We start from the raw sequence: 17,341 nt of genomic DNA, 5'->3' as shown, positions 1-17,341 counted from the left end.
AAACAATGTTTTAGACTACTGGTTTATGAACTCCGATAAACGTATTTCACGACCTATTGATTTGGTTAATAATAGGCTCTCGAATATTTATTTACCTTCAGACCTATTGATACAATCGGGTGCGTTCAAAATAAAAACCCTTTAACGTATAAAACCCTAAATACAAGAAACTTATATGAGATTTAGTTTTTTTTCAATAATTTAAATTTGCTTTGGTAAAAACTACAATCCAATTGATCTTAAATTTGTAATTTCAAAATATTTTTCTAAATCTCATAATAATGAAATACACCCTTTATTTATTCTTCAGTTTTATATTGATTTCAAATACCTTACATGCACAACAAAAACCTGCATTTCAGGTAGTACCTTTAGGTGTAAAAGGAGGTCTTGATGAAACCAACTTATCTGCTTATTTGGTTGCTCCTATTCAAACAAATGACTTTGTATGTCTAGATGCAGGAACCTTAAATGCAGGGATTGAAAAGTCTGTAGAAAATAAGGTTTTTAATGGCACTGCAAGCCAAGTGTTACGAGAATACATTAAAGGCTATTTTATCTCGCATGCACATTTAGATCATATTTCTGGATTAATCATTAATTCGCCAGCAGATTCTTCGAAAACTGTTTATGCTACAAAAGCATGTATGACGATGATGCAAGATCATTATTTTAATGGAGAAACTTGGGCTAATTTTGGTGATGAAGGCCCAGGATTTCAAATAAAAAGGTATCATTTTCAAACTTTAAAATACCAACAAGAAATTCCGATTACAAATACAGATATGATGGTAACTGCATTTCCTCTTAGTCATGTTAGTCCGTTTGAAAGCACAGCATTTTTAATAAGACATAATAATGATTATATACTTTATTTAGGAGATACAGGACCTGATGCAATTGAAAAAAGCCATGATTTAAAAAATTTATGGAAAGCTATTGCTCCATTAATTAAAAAGAAGCAATTACGAGCCATGTTTATAGAAGTATCCTTCCCAAATGAGCAAGTAGATACGGCGTTATTCGGACACTTAACACCAAATTGGTTTTACAAAGAACTAAGTGAATTACAGAAATTAACAGGTAAGAAAGCATTAACCGGATTTAAAACAATAATCACACATATGAAACCTCCAACAGAAAATATGGTGAAAATTAAAACGCAATTACAAACACAGAATAATTTAGGGTTAGAATTAATTTTTCCTGAACAAGGCGTAAAACTAGAATTCTAAAAAATACGACGGTTATATCCACAAAAAAAGCCTTTCGAAAAATCGAAAGGCTTTTGCTTTTTGGGTGGAAGACCGGATTCGAACCGGCGACCCTTGGTACCACAAACCAATGCTCTAACCAACTGAGCTACAACCACCATGTAACTAGCATTTTTGTAATGCGTGTGCAAATTTAAGCGAATTTATAGATATTCCAAACCTTTTTTTAAAAAAATATTATTTTAATTTAAATAAATTTTCGACCGCCACATAACGCTCTGATGTAAAGCCCTCTGCGTGTTCCACACCAATTATACGTCCTAAATCTTTTGCGCGATAATTTACACTATCGGTAAAATTCTTACTCGAAATTGGTGTTTCAGGCTCTTTACTATTCGGATCGAAAAACTGTGTTTTATATGCCAATACTGCTTGTTCCTTAACATCAATAAATCCAGTAACATCCACAAGAAAGTCAGGTTCTATGTTTTTCCATTGTATATAATGGTACACATGTGTTGGTCTCCATTGTATTTGCTTCTCCCCACCTACTTCAGTTTCTATTTTTTTTAATCCGCTTAAAAAGCAAGCATCACTTACTAATTTACTTCCTTTACCATGATCGATATGTCTATCGTCAATAGCATTACAAAGCACAATTTCAGGTTGATATTTACGAATCATTTTAATAATTTCTAACTGATGTTCTTTATCGTTTATAAAAAACCCATCTGCGAAACCTAAATTTTCTCGTACAGAAACACCTAGAATTTCTGCAGCATCTTTAGCTTCAGCATCGCGTGTTTCTGCAGTTCCTCGGGTTCCTAATTCACCACGAGTTAAATCTATAATTCCAACTGTTTTTCCGTTGGAAATTTCTTTTGCAATCGTTGCTCCGCACCCCAATTCAACATCATCTGGATGCGCTCCTATTGCAAGGATATCTAATTTCATTTACTTTAATTTTATTATAAAGGCATTGTTTCGCCTTCAATCTTTAAGCCTTTACTTTAGCCTGTTTTTTCACCGCTTTAATTGCCTGTTCAATATCATGGATTAAATCCTCTTTATTCTCTATCCCTACAGAAAAACGAATCAATCCATTGGTAACACCAATACTATCGCGTTCTTCTTGAGTTAACAACCCATGAGACGTCATGTATGGCGATAACATCGTACTTTCTACTCCTGCCAAACTCATAGATGGTTTTATTAATTGCAGTTGTTTTTGAAAAGCTAAAGCGTCTAATTCATCATTTAATTCGAACGATAACATACCTCCAAAACCTCTCATCTGAGATTTAGCTAATTTGTATTGCGGATGGCTTTTTAAACCTGGATAATAAACGTTTTTAATATCGGAATTAGATTTTAAAAACTTCGCTAATTTTTTAGCATTTCTATTTTGTGCTTTTACACGAAGTACTAATGTTTTTATACTACGTTCTAACATCCAAACCATAAAATCGCTTAAACTTCCGCCCAAATTTTTAGCAACATTCCAAATAATTTTCATGTGCTCGTTAGAACACGCCACTGCTCCAGCCAAAATATCGCTATGCCCGCCCAGATATTTTGTTGCCGAGTGTAACACGATATCTATACCAAAATCTATTGGATTTTGATTTACAGGACTAGCAAAAGTGTTATCTATAATAGACAGTAATCCTTTATCTTTCGCTAAAGCGGATATTCCTTTTATATCGGTAATGGTTAATAATGGGTTTGAAGGTGTTTCAATATAAATCACCTTTGTATTGTCTTTTATTTCTGCTTCAAAATCGGATACTTCATAACCATTAGTAAAGCTGAATTCAATGCCATATTTTGGGAACTCCTCACGAATAAAATTACTCGTACCTCCATATAATGTGTTTTGAACTACAATATGATCTCCTACTTTTAAGAATGCCAATAACGTCGTACTAATGGCAGCCATTCCAGAGCCGAAAATCATTCCAGCTTCAGCATGCTCTAATGCTGCTATCTTTTTGGATAGACTTTCTTGATTGGGTGTATTAAAATAACGCGGATAACGTTTTACATCTACGTCGTCGAACTGATACGATGTAGACATGTAAATTGGAGAGACAGCACCTTTAAACTGTTCATCTTTTACCTCTCCAACATGTGTGCATATGGTTTGTAATCCTAATTTTTTAGTCATGATTTTAGCTTTTTATCCAAGAAATAATTGAGTCGTCTTTAGGTAATGTTTTTGGAGAAACTACACGAACAACATACCCATTTTCGTCTATTAAATATTTTTGAAAATTCCATTCTACCTCAGAATTTTCTAATCCGTTTTTATCTTTCTGCGTTAAGAATTTATAAACAGCATCCATATCATTTCCTTTTACAGAAATTTTACTCATCATAGGAAAGGTTACCCCGTAATTTGCGGTACAAAACTCTGCTATTTCTGCATTTGTCCCCGGCTCTTGACTTTTAAAATTATTAGCTGGAAAGCCAACAATTATAAAATTATTGTCCTTATACGTTTTGTATATTTCTTCTAGCTGTTCGTATTGTGGTGTTAATCCGCATTTACTTGCTGTATTTACAACCATTATTTTCTTTCCTTTTAAGGATGAAAAATCAAACGGATTACCATACAAATCGTTTACTTTAAATTGATAAATAGTTTCTTTTTCCATAGCATCAGTTTCTACTTTGTGTATTGCTATATCGTTACTAGCAGTAATAGGCAATTCTTTCGTGTTATGCTTACAGCCAAAAAGTACGATTGCAAACATTAATAGACATGTTGTTTTCATAAGCTAAAGGTATAAATTAAACATGTATTAAAAATTAATGTATTCTTAAAAATTAGCAATGATTAAGAATCTTGAATTGAAATGTCATCTCTCATGAGACAAAAAATACCCTATTTAGGGTATTTTTTACATGAAAAGTTAGTATTACATTTGATGTAAGAAACTCGACTATGAAATCTTTAGTTTTTTTAAACACTTTAGATTAGCCATATAAAAATGCTATTAATTGATTTATTGGGGGAAGCGACTATATTACATATAATATAGTCGCTTTTTTTACCCCTTAATTTTGGTTTTTAATAACGAATTTTGTTCTTCTAATAATTCTGTTATTCCTGATAGCAGCTGAATATCTTTAGGTGTTGTCACGGTTTTATCTTTTGGGTCTTGCGCTTTATTACGTAGTCTATTCATAAATTTCACAACTATAAACACGGTAAAACCAATAATTATAAAATCTATAAACGCTTCAATTAAAGCACCATAACCAACTGCTATTTGAGGTTTTAAAACTGCTCCAGCAGCATTAACTACAGCATCCCTTAACACCCAAACTTTATCTTGAAAATGAATCCCATCAGACAATAACGATAATGGCGGCATAAATACTTGCTTCACCATCACATCTATAACCTTATTAAACGATGCCCCGATAATGATACCAACAGCCATATCTATCATGTTACCTTTAATAGCAAACTCTTTAAACTCTTGTATTAATTTCATAAGTTCTTTTTTAACAAATATATTTTTAATCTCTTGCTCTACAAAATCAATTTACAAATCTTAATATTAGCTCTAACACTTATAAATACCAATATTAGCTTTTAAGATTATAATTATAAATATTAGTTTTATAGCTAATAATTTTGAATTCAAAGAGAATTCGAATATATTTGATACAAAGCATTGAACATGACGAGCATTATTACAGGAGATATTATTAATTCTAGGACGCAAGACGCCAAAGACTGGTTAGCACAACTAAAGGAAGAATTAAGTACTTATGGCCAAACCCCAAAACAATGGGAAATATATAGAGGTGATAGTTTTCAGTTAGAAATTCAACCAAAAGAGGCTTTAAAAGCTGCTATTATAATAAAATCGAGTTTGAAACAATTTAAAACTATCGATGTGAGAATAGCCATTGGTATTGGAGAAAAAACATACGATGCTAATAACATTACCGAAGCAAACGGTAGCGCTTTTATTAATTCTGGAGAATGTTTTGAGCAATTAAAAAAAACAAATTTAGCTATAAAATCTAATCGTCCAGCTTTTGATGATGCCATTAATATTATGATTGAATTGGCCTTGTTAACCATGAACACATGGACACCAACCACTGCATCTCTAGTAAAATTAGCATTGACTAAACCTGAAGCAAATCAAATAGAGTTGGCCGGATTAACACATAGCACACAAGGCAACATTAGCCAAGGGTTAAAACGTGCAGGTTTCGACGAAATTTTAAAAATGATAGAATTCTACTCCAAAAACGTAAATATATGATCGCGCTATTTATAAAACTACTACTCGCCCACTTGGTTGGCGATTTTCTATTACAACCTACAAAATGGGTGACGGACAAAGAACAATACAAATTAAAATCTAAATATTTATACTTCCAAATTGCGGTTCATTTTATCGCATTACTTAGTGTACTTCAATTTAATTTAAAGTACATCTGGGGTATTGTAATCATCACAATTTCTCATTTTATTATTGATGCTATTAAATTACAACTAAACACTAAAGTAAACTCGCGGTGGTTATTTAGCCTGGATCAATTAGCACATCTTATTATTTTAGTTACTGTAGTTCGCATTTACGATCCCTTCTCGGTTTCAATCGATGCATTTTATAACCCTAAAATACTACTTGCAATTTGTGCTGTTCTTTTTGTAACCGTAGTTTCATCTGTAATTATGAAAGTTATTATTTCGAAATGGCAAATTGAAGATAACAGTGAAGGATCTCTTAAAGATGCTGGTGCCTATATTGGTATGTTAGAACGTCTTTTTGTATTCGCCTTTATTGTGACGAATTATTGGGCGGGTATTGGATTTTTAATCACTGCAAAATCTGTATTTCGCTTTGGTGATTTATCGAAAGCAAAAGACCGAAAATTAACAGAATACATTTTAATTGGTACCCTGATAAGTTTCGGTCTTGCTACAAGTTGCGGACTAATTTTTAACTATATTCTGCCGCTTATATAAAATTTTTATTTGCTTTTTCTATAAAACTTAGCATATTTAACATAGGCAAATCCTGCGATAACAGCAATAATACCTAAGGTGATTAAAATGAATTTCACACTTACAATTTGATCTCCACTTGCATACGAGTGTAATCCCGCTAAGTAAAAATTTACTCCGAAATAGGTCATCATAATACTAGAAAATGCTAGTATCGATGCTAAATTATAACCGAATCTCCCTCTTAATCCTGGTACCAAGCGCATATGAATAACAAATGCATAAATCATAATACTAATTAAAGCCCATGTTTCTTTTGGATCCCAACCCCAGTAACGGCCCCAACTTTCATTGGCCCACATACCTCCTAGAAAGTTTCCAATAGTTAACATAACTAAACCTACAGTTAAGGCCATTTCGTTAATTACGGTTAGCTCCTGAATATTAACAAGCATTTTTTCCTTGTTATCTTTATTGGTAAAAATCATAAGAAACATCACCGTTAAACCTAAAATCATCCCTAAAGTAAACGGTCCGTAACTTGCTACAATAACTGCTACATGAATCATTAACCAATAACTATCTAAAACAGGCTGAAGATTTGCAATTGCAGGATCCATCCAATTCCAATGAGCAACCATTAAAATCATCGCTGTTACAAACGCTGTTGCTGCAATAGTTAAATCACTTTTTCTTCCAAAAAGCAATCCGAATAACATTGTAGCCCAAGCAACATAAATCATCGATTCGTAAGCATCACTCCAAGGCGCATGTCCAGAAATATACCATCTAGCAATTAATCCTAAAGTATGCAGTGCAAACAAAACAACTATAATCCATTTAAACACATTTACACTTACATCTATAGCTTTACTTTTACTCTTAAATATTTGAACAATTAATACAATAAACATTAACATTCCTGCATATAAATACCAACTGTATAGTTTTTTAAAGATGTCGTAATGATTATATAAAATTTCAGTTTTCACCCTTTCATCTGAAATCATGACACTACTTCCGTATTGTTGTTGCGTTTTATGAAATGCCTCTAATAATTTATTAGCATCGGTAAAATCTCCAGTTTTTTTCGCTTGATTCAGTGTCATTAAATATGCTGAAAATCCACTTTTCATAAAATTAGCATACAGTGAATCTTCAACTTTAATAGTTCCGTTTCTATATTCAGTTGAAGAAAGCCATTTATTATTTTCATCATCTGGAATAGGAAAAATGCGCAGCGAACGGCCTTCAAGCGTATTGTACAATAAATTTACACGCTGATCTGTATCTTTAATTTCCTTTTGAATTCCGTTAGGGATTGGCGCTTTATATGCTTCCTCTAAAAAAGTTCCTAATTTATATGCTCCACGATCTGTAAAGAAATCGGCTAAAGTTGCAAAGGACTGTGTTTTTGGAATTCCGATGATAGATCTAATAGAATCTGCCTTCTGATAGTTTAAATGTATAATTGGTACATTATACCATAGCAACGGACTTTCTTGCATAGATAAAAACACCTGATCGGCATCTAAACCTTCATATGTATCATCTTTTGTCAGTTTACGCAATAACTCTGAAGCATACGTATTTACTGGCATCATACGTCCGCCAATATCCTGAATAACCATATGCCCAAATTTATCGGCATGATCTAAAGGTGTTTTGTTTGCTATTAAAACAGAATCTATTTGTGTTTTTGTAGGTCTATTTGCATGGTCGTGCCCATCGCCATCAGAATGTTGTTCTTGAGCAAATCCGTTAAAAGCAAAACACAACAATAAAACAGATAGAATTTTAGCTTTTTTAGCTTTTATCTGATCTAGTTTTCTACGTAAATCTCCAAATCGAGTACCTTTAGCAAATAGAGTTGCTAGCATTCCGAAATACAATAAGAAATACCCAATGTATGTGAATAATGTTCCGTAATAATCATGATTTACAGAAAGGATTGTTCCTTTTTCATCCGGATCGAAACCAGATTGAAAGAAACGATACCCACGATGATCTAAGATATGATTCATAAATATTTTGTAATCGAAATCACCTTCTTCTTCATCTATTAAAGTCACCTGACTAGAAAACGCAGAATAACTATTTTCTGTTCCAGGGTAACGTTCTGCTTCAAAATCATTCAATTTTATACTAAACGGAAGCTCTAGAACTTTAGAACCGTATTTAAATGCGAAATCTAATCCGCCAACTTGTACTTGTTTAAAATCGCCATTCGTTCCTTTTCCACCAAGCAATCCAACATGTTTAGTTTCACCATTAGCAGTAACTTTTAAAACCACACCATCTTCATCGTTTTTAAGAAATTCTGCTTTTTTAACAATATCAAATACTCCTTTAACAACAGGCTTAGGAAACACCAATTGCATTTCTCCAATTACATAACGAGAACGTAATACTAGTGGTTGCAAACTATCTTTTACTAATGTTCCTGTAGCCATAGTAGCCATCGTCATATACTCGCCTTCAAAAGGAGACTCAATATATAATCCATCAGGTCTATTATAAATATTTACAGCACCAGGAGTTTCTTTATCTAGAGCGATTAACATATTATGAATACTTTGAACTTCACCTGACTTTAAAAAATGATTATGAGGTTTGCCATCGCTAGCTTCAACTAATTTTAAATATTCTTCGCCAGTTTCATCTGGAATAATATCATCCTCGGCTCCTGTTATAAAAGATTCTAACTCTATACTTACAGGTTGCTGATCGTATTTTGTTTCAATACTAAATTCGTTTTCTAAACGTGGAGAAAAATCAACAACACGTTCTATTGGCAGACGTTGTGGGACGCCATCAATCATATAATCACCATCTATAAAAGCAGTTATATATGTTTTTTGCGTTAAAAAAGTATTTTCTGTTGCACCTTCACGAATTGCCATCATACCTTCAAAACCAATATATCTCGTAATAAAAGCACCTAACAAAATAAATATAAAGGACAGATGAAGTAGCAACGATGCCCATTTTTCCTTCTTGTAAAGTCGGTAACGTTTAATGTTTCCAACAAAATTAATAACAAAAACAACCATAATAGCTTCGAACCACCAGGTATTGTAAATTAAATTTCTAGAATAAGGCGTTGGAGAAGTATCTTGTCCCGCGTCCATAAATGTACCGACAGCCATTGCTGCGGCAAAAATTATAAACAACATAGATGTTAAACGGGTAGAAAAAAGAATTTTGGCAAGTTTATTTTGCATAATGATTGCTCTAAATTTAAAGTCGCGCAAATTTAGCCTTTTTTGTTCGGTTGACTGGTACGTATTAAACGCAAAGACTGTTAAAATTAACCTAATTTTAAGAGTGCAAAATACTATTCCTTAGTTTGTCTGGCTTGAAATATATTTAAGTACAAAAATGTCCCCATTTTACGCGCTCTCTGTTTTGCATTATTAGCAATATCGCCTTCAAAAAGCTCGTCTATAGTTTGCAACCAAAGATTGATCCACGCTCCAAAATGTTTTTCGGAAATACTATTATTGTTTTCTTCGTCTACTTTAATATGAACATCTAAAGGATTGCCATAATATTTTGTTTTTAAAAATAAACTCGATTCCCAAAACGAAGTTAACCGCTCTATATGTGCAGGCCAATCTGTAATAACAGAATTAAAAAACGGACCTAAAAAATCGTCTTTTCTAATTTTATCATAAAATGTAGAAACGAGTTTATGTACATCGTCTCGGTCTTTAATATCCAATTTCACAGCATCCATCCTTTAACTATTTTAGTTCATAAAAAGTATATCACAAATATAGTTCACCTAAAACAAAAGCAGGTAAATATATCTTCAAACTTAAAAATAGATGTTTTTAAGTTTGAAATTCTCGTCGTATTCTGAAAAAATATTTTTAAAAAATGTATTTTAGCAGGATGATTTCAGTAGTATTACTTGGCGCTGGAAATGTCGCCACACATTTATATAAAGTGTTTCAGAATTCTGACCAAATTAACGTAACACAATGGTACAATAGACATATTGATAAAATTTCAACTTATAAGAATGAAGTTGATGTTACCAATGATGTAAAGACCTTAAAAACGGCCGATGTGTATATCCTAGCGGTTAGCGACGATGCCATTTCATCGGTATCTGAAACATTACCGTTTCAAGACCGTTTTGTTGTGCATACATCAGGAACTGCTAGCCTTTACGATTTAGATGAAAAACATAGACGTGGTGTTTTTTACCCATTACAAACGTTCACTAAAGATGCCGACGTAGATTTTAACAATATTCCTTTATGTATTGAGGCTTTAAAAAAAGCCGACTTTAAATGCCTTAAAAAATTAGCACATGCTATTGGTAGCACAGATTATAAAGTCTCCACAGAACAACGTAAAAGATTACATATAGCTGCTATTTTTGCCAATAATTTTACCAATCAATTATACAGAATTACACACGAAATCACTGAAGCTAATCAGATGGAATTTGAAATTTTAAAACCTCTTATTCTAGAAACGGCAAAAAAAATTCAGAATATGTCGCCTTATATGGCACAAACAGGACCAGCTGTACGTGGTGATAAAAAAACCATTAAAAAACATTTAAACCTAATCGAAAACCCGCAACACAAAGCGATATACAAACTACTAACCGATTCAATACTAGAAACACATGGAAGAAAAAAGCTATAAAGAATACCTAGAACATATTACCACTTTTATTTTTGATGTGGATGGCGTTTTAACAGATGGCAACGTAACAGTAACCACAACGGGAGAAATGCTAAGAGTTATGAATATTAAAGATGGTTATGCATTAAAAACAGCGGTAGATGCTGGTTATAAAATTTGCATTATCTCTGGAGGTTCGAATGAAGGTGTGCGTAAACGTTTAGAAGGTTTAGGGATTACCGATATTTTTTTAGGTGCTCATAATAAATTAGATCAGTTAGACGAATACGTACAAAAATATGATATTAAAACAGAGAATATACTTTATATGGGTGACGATATTCCCGATTTTCCTGTGATGTTAATTGTCGGTTTGCCAACATGCCCGCAAGATGCAGTTCCTGAAATTAAAAATATATCTAAATATGTGTCTCATAAAAATGGCGGAAAAGGAGCTGTTAGAGACGTTATTGAACAAGTTTTAAAAGTACAAGGAAAATGGAGCGGTAATTTTAACGCCCAATACGATTAGTATGAAGGTACTAAACCTGATACGCTGGAAAAATATTCTGCTTATTATTCTTGTACAAACACTTATTAAATATGCTTTATTCCCAGTATTTCATGTAAATACTGCATTACAAGATTGGCAATTTGCTCTGCTCGTTTTATCGACTTTATGCTTGGCTTCGGCAGGGAATATTATTAATGATATTTATGATGTAGATACAGACGCTATTAACAAGCCCAATCGACTAATTATAGGCAAATCTATTTCAGAAAAAATGGGTTATAATTTATTTATAGTCCTTAATATTATTGGTGTTGCACTTGGTTTTTATTTATCGCATGCTGTTGGCAAAAGTGGTTTCTTCGCCCTTTTTGTAATTATTTCGGTACTCCTCTATTTATATGCCAGCTATTTAAAACGCACCTGTTTAGTAGGGAATATTACCATTTCAATATTAGTCGCTTTAAGTATTATTATTGTTGGTTTATTCGATCTAATTCCTGTTATTACTTTCGAAAACCAAAATAATCAGCGTGTGGTTTTTAAAATTGTTTTAGAATACGCAGGTATGGCTTTTTTACTGAATTTGATTCGAGAAATTATAAAAGATATTGAAGATATTGATGGTGATTATGCTTCTGGAATGACAACCTTACCCGTTTTAATTGGAAGAAGTCGTGCCTCGAAAATCGCTTTTATCTTGTCGTTCTTTCCACTCGCTATCATTGTTTATTATGTTATAGTATATTTATATAACAAACCGTTTGAAGTTGGTTATTTTACATTTTTCATAATCGGACCTATGCTCTACATCATCTTTGAATTATATGGTGCTAAAACTAAAAAAGATCATCATAAAATTAGTAACGCTATTAAATTTGTTATGTTAACAGGCGTTTTATCTTTACTTTTATATCCAATACTGATATCGTAATGCAGCATAAAAACTTAAGTAATCATAATATAATTTTAGCTTCAGGATCTCCTAGAAGGCAACAATTTTTTAAAGATTTAGGATTTGATTTTACAATTAAATTAAAACCTGTAGATGAAGTTTATCCACCACGTTTACGTCATTTCGAAATCAGTGACTATTTATCCCAACTTAAGGCTCTACCTTTTAATGACGAATTAAAACCAAAAGATATTTTAATTACAAGCGACACTATAGTTTGGCATAATGAAACTGCTTTGGGAAAGCCAAAAACTGATGTTGAAGCCTTCAAAATGCTTAAATCACTTAGCAATGCGACACACGAAGTTATTACTTCGGTTTGTTTTACAGCGCTTAACTATGAAAAAACAGTGAACTCTGTAACTAAAGTCACTTTTAAATCCCTTACAGACGAGGAAATTAATTACTATATAAAAAATTACGAACCCTTCGACAAAGCTGGTGGATACGGCATTCAAGAGTGGATTGGCTACATTGGAGTAACTAAATTAGAAGGATCTTATTTTAATGTTATGGGACTACCAACAGATGTTGTATATCGTATTTTAAACGAAATAGTTTCATAAATAATTCTAATCATAAAGTTCCTAAAAAGATGCTCTAATTGTAGTTTCCTTCTTCTATATTTGTGGTCTTAAATTCACCCCTTTTTATGTTTTTAGAATCTCATTTTAAAGAAATCGTTTCAAGTCTAATTTTATTATTTGTACTACTTATAATTCGTGCTATAATCTTAGTGTTAGTAAGGAAAATAGGACGTAAAAGCGGTATTAATGCAGCGAGAATTCAATTAATACAACGCTATTCGACAGTTACTTTATTCTTAATCGGACTCTTATTTCTGTCCTTTATTTTGGGTGCTAAAGCTGAAGATTTAGCATTAGTATTTTCATCAGTATTTGCTGTAATTGGAATTGCCTTATTTGCTATTTGGTCTATTTTAAGTAACATTACTTCGGGCGTAATTATGTTCTTTTCGTTTCCTTATAAGGTTGGAGATAAGATATGTATTCACGATAAAGACTTCCCTTTAGAAGCTGTTATTGAAGATATTCGCGCGTTTCAGTTACATTTAAGATTGGATAACGGTAATTTAGTCACGTATCCAAACAATTTAATATTACAAAAAGCTGTAACTTTAATTCAAAAAGATGCGATAGACGATGGCCACGACGCCTTGTAATTCGCTAATAGTATAAAGTATGGCAAAAAAAATCCGACTTAAAAAGATTAACAAAAAGGCAGGACTAGCACCTGGAACTATTGTTTATACGGGACAAAAATCGACACAAAAACTTTATATTGAAGCATTCAATTATAGTGAATTTCATATTTCTGAAAAAGAACACTCTAGCATTGACGAGGCTTTAACATACAAATCGGATTCTACTGAAGAAGTTACATGGATTAATATAAACGGATTAAACCATACCGATGCGATTGAAAAAATTGGTGAACATTATAATATTCACCCGCTTATATTAGAAGATATTGCCAACATTTCTCAACGTCCAAAAATCGATGAGTTTGAAGATTATCTAGCCATTAGCATGAAAATGTTGTATTACGATGCTACAAATGGATTTACTTCGGAACAAATTAGTTTTATTTTGGGACACAACTATGTATTGTCTTTCCAAGAAGCTGAAGGTGATGTTTTTAACGGGTTAAGAGAACGTATCCGCCAAGGTAAAGGTCGTATAAAAGCCTTAGGTTCAGACTATTTATTATATGCATTAATAGATAGTGTGGTCGACCATTATTATGTGGTAATAGAAGCTCTTGGTGAAAAAATTGAAGATTTAGAAGACGATTTATTTAACGGCTTAGCAAAAGATCAAGTTACCAATCAGATACAAGATTTAAAACGTGAAATTTTAAGAATTCGACGTGCTGTTTTTCCACTTCGTGATATAATAAACCGTATTGAAAAAAGCGAACACAAGCTCATTAATCAAAAAACATTACCCTTCTTTAAAGATGTTTACGACCATGCCATTCAAGTAAACGAAAACACAGAAATTTATCGTGAAATGGTTTGGGGTTTAATGGATATGTATATGACGAGCATTAGCAATAAAATGAACGAAATCATGAAAGTGCTTACTATTATGTCGTCCATTTTTATCCCGCTTACTTTTATCGCCGGAATTTACGGTATGAATTTCGACAATATGCCAGAATTACATCATAGAAACGGCTACCCTATTCTGATACTTGTCATGGTAATTATGTTTGTTTTTATGATTATTTACTTTAAACGCAAAAAATGGTTATAAATATTTAAACTTTTTTATTATTTTTTTTGAAATTAATTGAATTGACTTACGTCTATATTTTAGTGTTAAAGTTAAAGAAACCTTAAAACACTACAAATGCCAAGGCTACTTTTTATATTTGAAGCTAAAGCCTAAATTCAAATTCATTTTAATGAAAAAATTAGTTCTCACTCTACTTACTATATTATTAGTAATACCTGTTTGTTTCGCGCAACAACCTAAAAAACCTAATGCTGCAGAAATTTACGAATCTATAGAAAAACTAAATTTCTTAGGTTCCGTTTTATATTTGGCAGCACATCCAGACGACGAAAACACCAAGCTAATTTCATATTTATCCAACGATGTAAAAGCCCGAACAGCATATTTATCGTTAACGCGTGGAGATGGTGGTCAGAATTTAATCGGACCAGAAATAAGAGAACTTTTAGGTGTTATTCGTACCGAAGAATTATTGGCAGCAAGACGTACAGATGGCGGTGAACAATTTTTTACGAGAGCGAATGATTTCGGATATTCTAAACATCCAGACGAGACTTTAGCTATCTGGAATAAAGATGACGTTTTAAGCGATGTGGTTTTAGCCATAAGAAATTTTCAACCAGATATAATCATCAATAGATTCGATCACAGATCACCAGGAACAACGCATGGACATCATACCAGTTCGGCGATGTTAAGTGTAGAAGCTTTCGATTTAACTAATGATGCTTCTAAATTCCCAGACCAACTTAAAACAACATCTACCTGGCAACCAAAACGTATGTTCTTTAATGCATCGTGGTGGTTTTATGGATCTCAAGAAAAATTTGATGCAGCAGATAAAACCAATTTATTATCTATAGATACTGGTATTTATTTCCCGTCAAGCGGATTATCAAACACAGAAATTTCATCTTTAAGCAGAAGTCAGCATAAATCCCAAGGATTTGGAAATACAGGAACTCGTGGTAAAGAAATTGAATATATTGAATTAATTAAAGGTGATATGCCTAAGGATCCTTCAAACATTTTTGACGGTATTGATACGACTTGGGGTCGTGTAAAAGGCGGAAAGTCTATTGGTGAGGTTTTAAGTCAAGTTAAAAAAGAATACGATTTTAAAAACCCAGCTGCTAGTATTCCAAAATTGGTAAAAGCATATACTTTGATTCAGAATCTGGATGAAACGCATTGGAAGACCATCAAATCTGAAGATATTAAAAATGTTATTGCCGCTTGTGCTGGATTATACTTAGAAGCTGCAACAACTCACAATTGGGCAACAATAAACGCTGATGTTAATTTAAATATTGAAATAATAAATAGAAGTGCTGAAGCGATCACCTTACAAAGTATAGTAAATCCAAATGGTATTACAATTTCAAAAAACATCGATTTATCAGACAATATTAAATTCAATTTTAATGAACATTATACCATCAATTCAAACACAAAAATAACCTCGCCCTATTGGTTAACAGAGCAAGGTAGTTTGGGAATGTATAAAGTTGAAGATAATTCCTTAATTGGAAAACCTGAAACACCAAGAAGTCAGAATATGGTTTTCAATTTAGTTATTGAAAATGTTACCATTCCGTTTATAAAACCTATTATTTATAAAACCAACGATCCTGTAAAAGGAGAAGTTTATAAACCTTTCGAAATTGTACCAGTTGTTGCATCTCAACTTGCAGAACCTGTTTTAATTTTCGAAAATAACACGCCTAAACAAGTCGCTGTAATTGTAACTGCTGGAAAAGATAAAGTAGAAGGTACTGTAAGTTTAAATCAAGAAAATGGTTGGACTATTTCTCCAAAAACAGCACCTATTTCTATTGGGCATCAAGGGGAATCTAAAACGGTGTTTTTTACAGTAACACCTCCTAAAAATCAGAGTGAAGTAAAAATCACATCTACGGTAACGGTTAACGGAACAGCTTATAATAAGGCTTTAATTGAAATTGATTACGACCATATTCCTTTTCAAACTGTAGTGATGCCTAAACCTAGTAAATTTGTCCGTTTAGATATTATAAAAAAAGGCGAAAACATTGGTTATATTCAAGGTGCAGGCGATGTTGTTCCTGAGAGTTTAAGACAAATTGGATACCATGTTGCAATTATAAATCCAGATGATATTACGCCTTCAAATTTAAGTAGATTCGATGCCATAGTTATTGGAATTAGAGCTTATAACACTGTAGATGATTTAGCTTACAAGCAAAACATTTTATTCGATTACGTAAATAAAGGTGGGAATTTAATTGTTCAATATAACACGAATCGTGGTTTAAAAGTGGACACTTTAGCACCTTATAAATTAGAATTATCTAGAGACCGTGTTACCGATGAGGATGCACAAGTTACCTTTTTAGATCCTAAAAACGAATTACTTAACTTTCCTAACACCATTACACAAAATGATTTTGAAGGATGGACACAAGAACGTGGATTATATTTTCCAGATGTTTGGGGAGAAGAATTTACTCCCGTATTAGGAATGCATGATAAAAATGAAACAGAAAAAAGCGGAAGTTTATTAGTCGCTAAATATGGAAAAGGATATTATATCTACACCGGTTTAAGTTTCTTTAGAGAGTTCCCTGCAGGAGTTCCTGGTGCTTACAGATTATTTGCGAATATGTTATCTATCGGAAAAGAAAATATCAATAATCAACCTGAATTAAACCATTAATATGCCAGAAGAAAAGCCCATAAAACAACCTTGGAAACGCTCGTATACTTGGGTGTTAATTGCCAATGCTGTTTACATTATTT

At 32.5% G+C, this 17,341-nt stretch carries 16 protein-coding genes and 1 tRNA gene; 10 read left to right on the top strand and 7 right to left on the bottom strand.

Annotated features, from left to right (window positions below; translation table 11 throughout):
* Positions 1 to 281 precede the first annotated feature (281 nt).
* Positions 282 to 1,235, top strand: a complete 954-nt coding sequence (locus R6X41_RS06505; RefSeq protein ID WP_318498559.1) for an MBL fold metallo-hydrolase — start codon at positions 282 to 284, stop codon at positions 1,233 to 1,235.
* A gap of 62 nt (positions 1,236 to 1,297) precedes the next feature.
* Here the strand turns inward: R6X41_RS06505 and R6X41_RS06500 are convergent.
* From R6X41_RS06500 to mscL, 5 genes are all read right to left on the bottom strand, one after another.
* A tRNA-His gene (locus R6X41_RS06500) sits at positions 1,298 to 1,373 on the bottom strand.
* A 78-nt stretch (positions 1,374 to 1,451) separates the two neighbouring features.
* A complete protein-coding gene (bshB1, locus tag R6X41_RS06495) occupies positions 1,452 to 2,168 on the bottom strand; it encodes a bacillithiol biosynthesis deacetylase BshB1 (RefSeq protein ID WP_318498557.1) in 717 nt (238 codons plus the stop codon).
* Between the two features lie 43 nt (positions 2,169 to 2,211).
* Positions 2,212 to 3,381 (bottom strand): trans-sulfuration enzyme family protein, encoded by a 1,170-nt coding sequence (locus R6X41_RS06490; protein WP_318498556.1) that lies wholly within the window; start codon positions 3,379 to 3,381, stop codon positions 2,212 to 2,214.
* 4 nt (positions 3,382 to 3,385) lie between these two features.
* The gene (locus R6X41_RS06485) at positions 3,386 to 3,991 is read right to left on the bottom strand and encodes a glutathione peroxidase (RefSeq protein ID WP_318498555.1); all 606 of its coding nucleotides are present in this window, start codon (positions 3,989 to 3,991) and stop codon (positions 3,386 to 3,388) included.
* Between the two features lie 276 nt (positions 3,992 to 4,267).
* Positions 4,268 to 4,717, bottom strand: coding sequence for a large conductance mechanosensitive channel protein MscL (gene mscL, locus R6X41_RS06480; RefSeq protein ID WP_318498554.1), 450 nt, complete (start codon positions 4,715 to 4,717; stop codon positions 4,268 to 4,270).
* Between the two features lie 189 nt (positions 4,718 to 4,906).
* Here mscL and R6X41_RS06475 point away from each other — a divergent pair, with 189 nt between their 5' ends.
* Positions 4,907 to 5,503 (top strand): transcriptional regulator, encoded by a 597-nt coding sequence (locus tag R6X41_RS06475; RefSeq protein WP_318498553.1) that lies wholly within the window; start codon positions 4,907 to 4,909, stop codon positions 5,501 to 5,503.
* Complete coding sequence (locus tag R6X41_RS06470) at positions 5,500 to 6,213, top strand: DUF3307 domain-containing protein (RefSeq protein ID WP_318498552.1); 714 nt, start codon at positions 5,500 to 5,502, stop codon at positions 6,211 to 6,213. Before R6X41_RS06475 ends, R6X41_RS06470 begins: the two co-directional genes overlap by 4 nt.
* Before the next feature lie 5 nt (positions 6,214 to 6,218).
* Here R6X41_RS06470 and R6X41_RS06465 read toward each other — a convergent pair whose 3' ends face one another.
* Both R6X41_RS06465 and R6X41_RS06460 read right to left on the bottom strand, forming a co-directional pair.
* Complete coding sequence (locus tag R6X41_RS06465) at positions 6,219 to 9,416, bottom strand: cytochrome c biogenesis protein CcsA (protein ID WP_318498550.1); 3,198 nt, start codon at positions 9,414 to 9,416, stop codon at positions 6,219 to 6,221.
* 113 nt (positions 9,417 to 9,529) lie between these two features.
* Entirely contained in the window at positions 9,530 to 9,931 is a 402-nt protein-coding gene (locus tag R6X41_RS06460) for a group III truncated hemoglobin (RefSeq protein ID WP_412176257.1), read from the bottom strand.
* Between the two features lie 158 nt (positions 9,932 to 10,089).
* On the opposite strand from R6X41_RS06460, the gene R6X41_RS06455 reads away from it, so the two are divergent.
* The 7 genes from R6X41_RS06455 (at position 10,090) to R6X41_RS06425 (ending at position 17,258) form a co-directional block, all read left to right on the top strand.
* The gene (locus R6X41_RS06455) at positions 10,090 to 10,857 is read left to right on the top strand and encodes a Rossmann-like and DUF2520 domain-containing protein (RefSeq protein ID WP_318498548.1); all 768 of its coding nucleotides are present in this window, start codon (positions 10,090 to 10,092) and stop codon (positions 10,855 to 10,857) included.
* Entirely contained in the window at positions 10,838 to 11,368 is a 531-nt protein-coding gene (locus tag R6X41_RS06450; protein WP_318498547.1) for a KdsC family phosphatase, read from the top strand. The genes R6X41_RS06455 and R6X41_RS06450 overlap by 20 nt, the downstream gene beginning before the upstream one ends.
* 1 nt (position 11,369) lies before the next feature.
* The gene (locus R6X41_RS06445) at positions 11,370 to 12,281 is read left to right on the top strand and encodes a geranylgeranylglycerol-phosphate geranylgeranyltransferase (protein WP_318498545.1); all 912 of its coding nucleotides are present in this window, start codon (positions 11,370 to 11,372) and stop codon (positions 12,279 to 12,281) included.
* Positions 12,281 to 12,868, top strand: a complete 588-nt coding sequence (locus tag R6X41_RS06440; RefSeq protein ID WP_318498543.1) for a Maf-like protein — start codon at positions 12,281 to 12,283, stop codon at positions 12,866 to 12,868. Before R6X41_RS06445 ends, R6X41_RS06440 begins: the two co-directional genes overlap by 1 nt.
* An 86-nt stretch (positions 12,869 to 12,954) precedes the next feature.
* Positions 12,955 to 13,485, top strand: coding sequence for a mechanosensitive ion channel domain-containing protein (locus R6X41_RS06435; protein ID WP_318498541.1), 531 nt, complete (start codon positions 12,955 to 12,957; stop codon positions 13,483 to 13,485).
* 19 nt (positions 13,486 to 13,504) lie between these two features.
* A complete protein-coding gene (gene corA / locus R6X41_RS06430) occupies positions 13,505 to 14,581 on the top strand; it encodes a magnesium/cobalt transporter CorA (RefSeq protein WP_318498539.1) in 1,077 nt (358 codons plus the stop codon).
* A gap of 151 nt (positions 14,582 to 14,732) precedes the next feature.
* A complete protein-coding gene (locus R6X41_RS06425) occupies positions 14,733 to 17,258 on the top strand; it encodes a PIG-L family deacetylase (RefSeq protein WP_318498538.1) in 2,526 nt (841 codons plus the stop codon).
* The last annotated feature ends 83 nt before the right edge of the window (positions 17,259 to 17,341 follow it).

The organism is Formosa sejongensis (assembly GCF_033447105.1).
In the GTDB taxonomy this organism is placed as follows: domain Bacteria; phylum Bacteroidota; class Bacteroidia; order Flavobacteriales; family Flavobacteriaceae; genus Formosa.
This window is presented reverse-complemented; position numbering and strand designations above follow the sequence as displayed.

What these genes read in the sequence shown, in the direction of transcription:
- R6X41_RS06505 (WP_318498559.1), top strand. Translation starts at nt 282, where the DNA reads ATGAAATACACCCTTTATTTATTCTTCAGTTTTATATTGATTTCAAAT.
- bshB1 (WP_318498557.1), bottom strand. Translation starts at nt 2,168, where the DNA reads ATGAAATTAGATATCCTTGCAATAGGAGCGCATCCAGATGATGTTGAA.
- R6X41_RS06490 (WP_318498556.1), bottom strand. Translation starts at nt 3,381, where the DNA reads ATGACTAAAAAATTAGGATTACAAACCATATGCACACATGTTGGAGAG.
- R6X41_RS06485 (WP_318498555.1), bottom strand. Translation starts at nt 3,991, where the DNA reads ATGAAAACAACATGTCTATTAATGTTTGCAATCGTACTTTTTGGCTGT.
- mscL (WP_318498554.1), bottom strand. Translation starts at nt 4,717, where the DNA reads ATGAAATTAATACAAGAGTTTAAAGAGTTTGCTATTAAAGGTAACATG.
- R6X41_RS06475 (WP_318498553.1), top strand. Translation starts at nt 4,907, where the DNA reads ATGACGAGCATTATTACAGGAGATATTATTAATTCTAGGACGCAAGAC.
- R6X41_RS06470 (WP_318498552.1), top strand. Translation starts at nt 5,500, where the DNA reads ATGATCGCGCTATTTATAAAACTACTACTCGCCCACTTGGTTGGCGAT.
- R6X41_RS06465 (WP_318498550.1), bottom strand. Translation starts at nt 9,416, where the DNA reads ATGCAAAATAAACTTGCCAAAATTCTTTTTTCTACCCGTTTAACATCT.
- R6X41_RS06460 (WP_412176257.1), bottom strand. Translation starts at nt 9,931, where the DNA reads ATGGATGCTGTGAAATTGGATATTAAAGACCGAGACGATGTACATAAA.
- R6X41_RS06455 (WP_318498548.1), top strand. Translation starts at nt 10,090, where the DNA reads ATGATTTCAGTAGTATTACTTGGCGCTGGAAATGTCGCCACACATTTA.
- R6X41_RS06450 (WP_318498547.1), top strand. Translation starts at nt 10,838, where the DNA reads ATGGAAGAAAAAAGCTATAAAGAATACCTAGAACATATTACCACTTTT.
- R6X41_RS06445 (WP_318498545.1), top strand. Translation starts at nt 11,370, where the DNA reads ATGAAGGTACTAAACCTGATACGCTGGAAAAATATTCTGCTTATTATT.
- R6X41_RS06440 (WP_318498543.1), top strand. Translation starts at nt 12,281, where the DNA reads ATGCAGCATAAAAACTTAAGTAATCATAATATAATTTTAGCTTCAGGA.
- R6X41_RS06435 (WP_318498541.1), top strand. Translation starts at nt 12,955, where the DNA reads ATGTTTTTAGAATCTCATTTTAAAGAAATCGTTTCAAGTCTAATTTTA.
- corA (WP_318498539.1), top strand. Translation starts at nt 13,505, where the DNA reads ATGGCAAAAAAAATCCGACTTAAAAAGATTAACAAAAAGGCAGGACTA.
- R6X41_RS06425 (WP_318498538.1), top strand. Translation starts at nt 14,733, where the DNA reads ATGAAAAAATTAGTTCTCACTCTACTTACTATATTATTAGTAATACCT.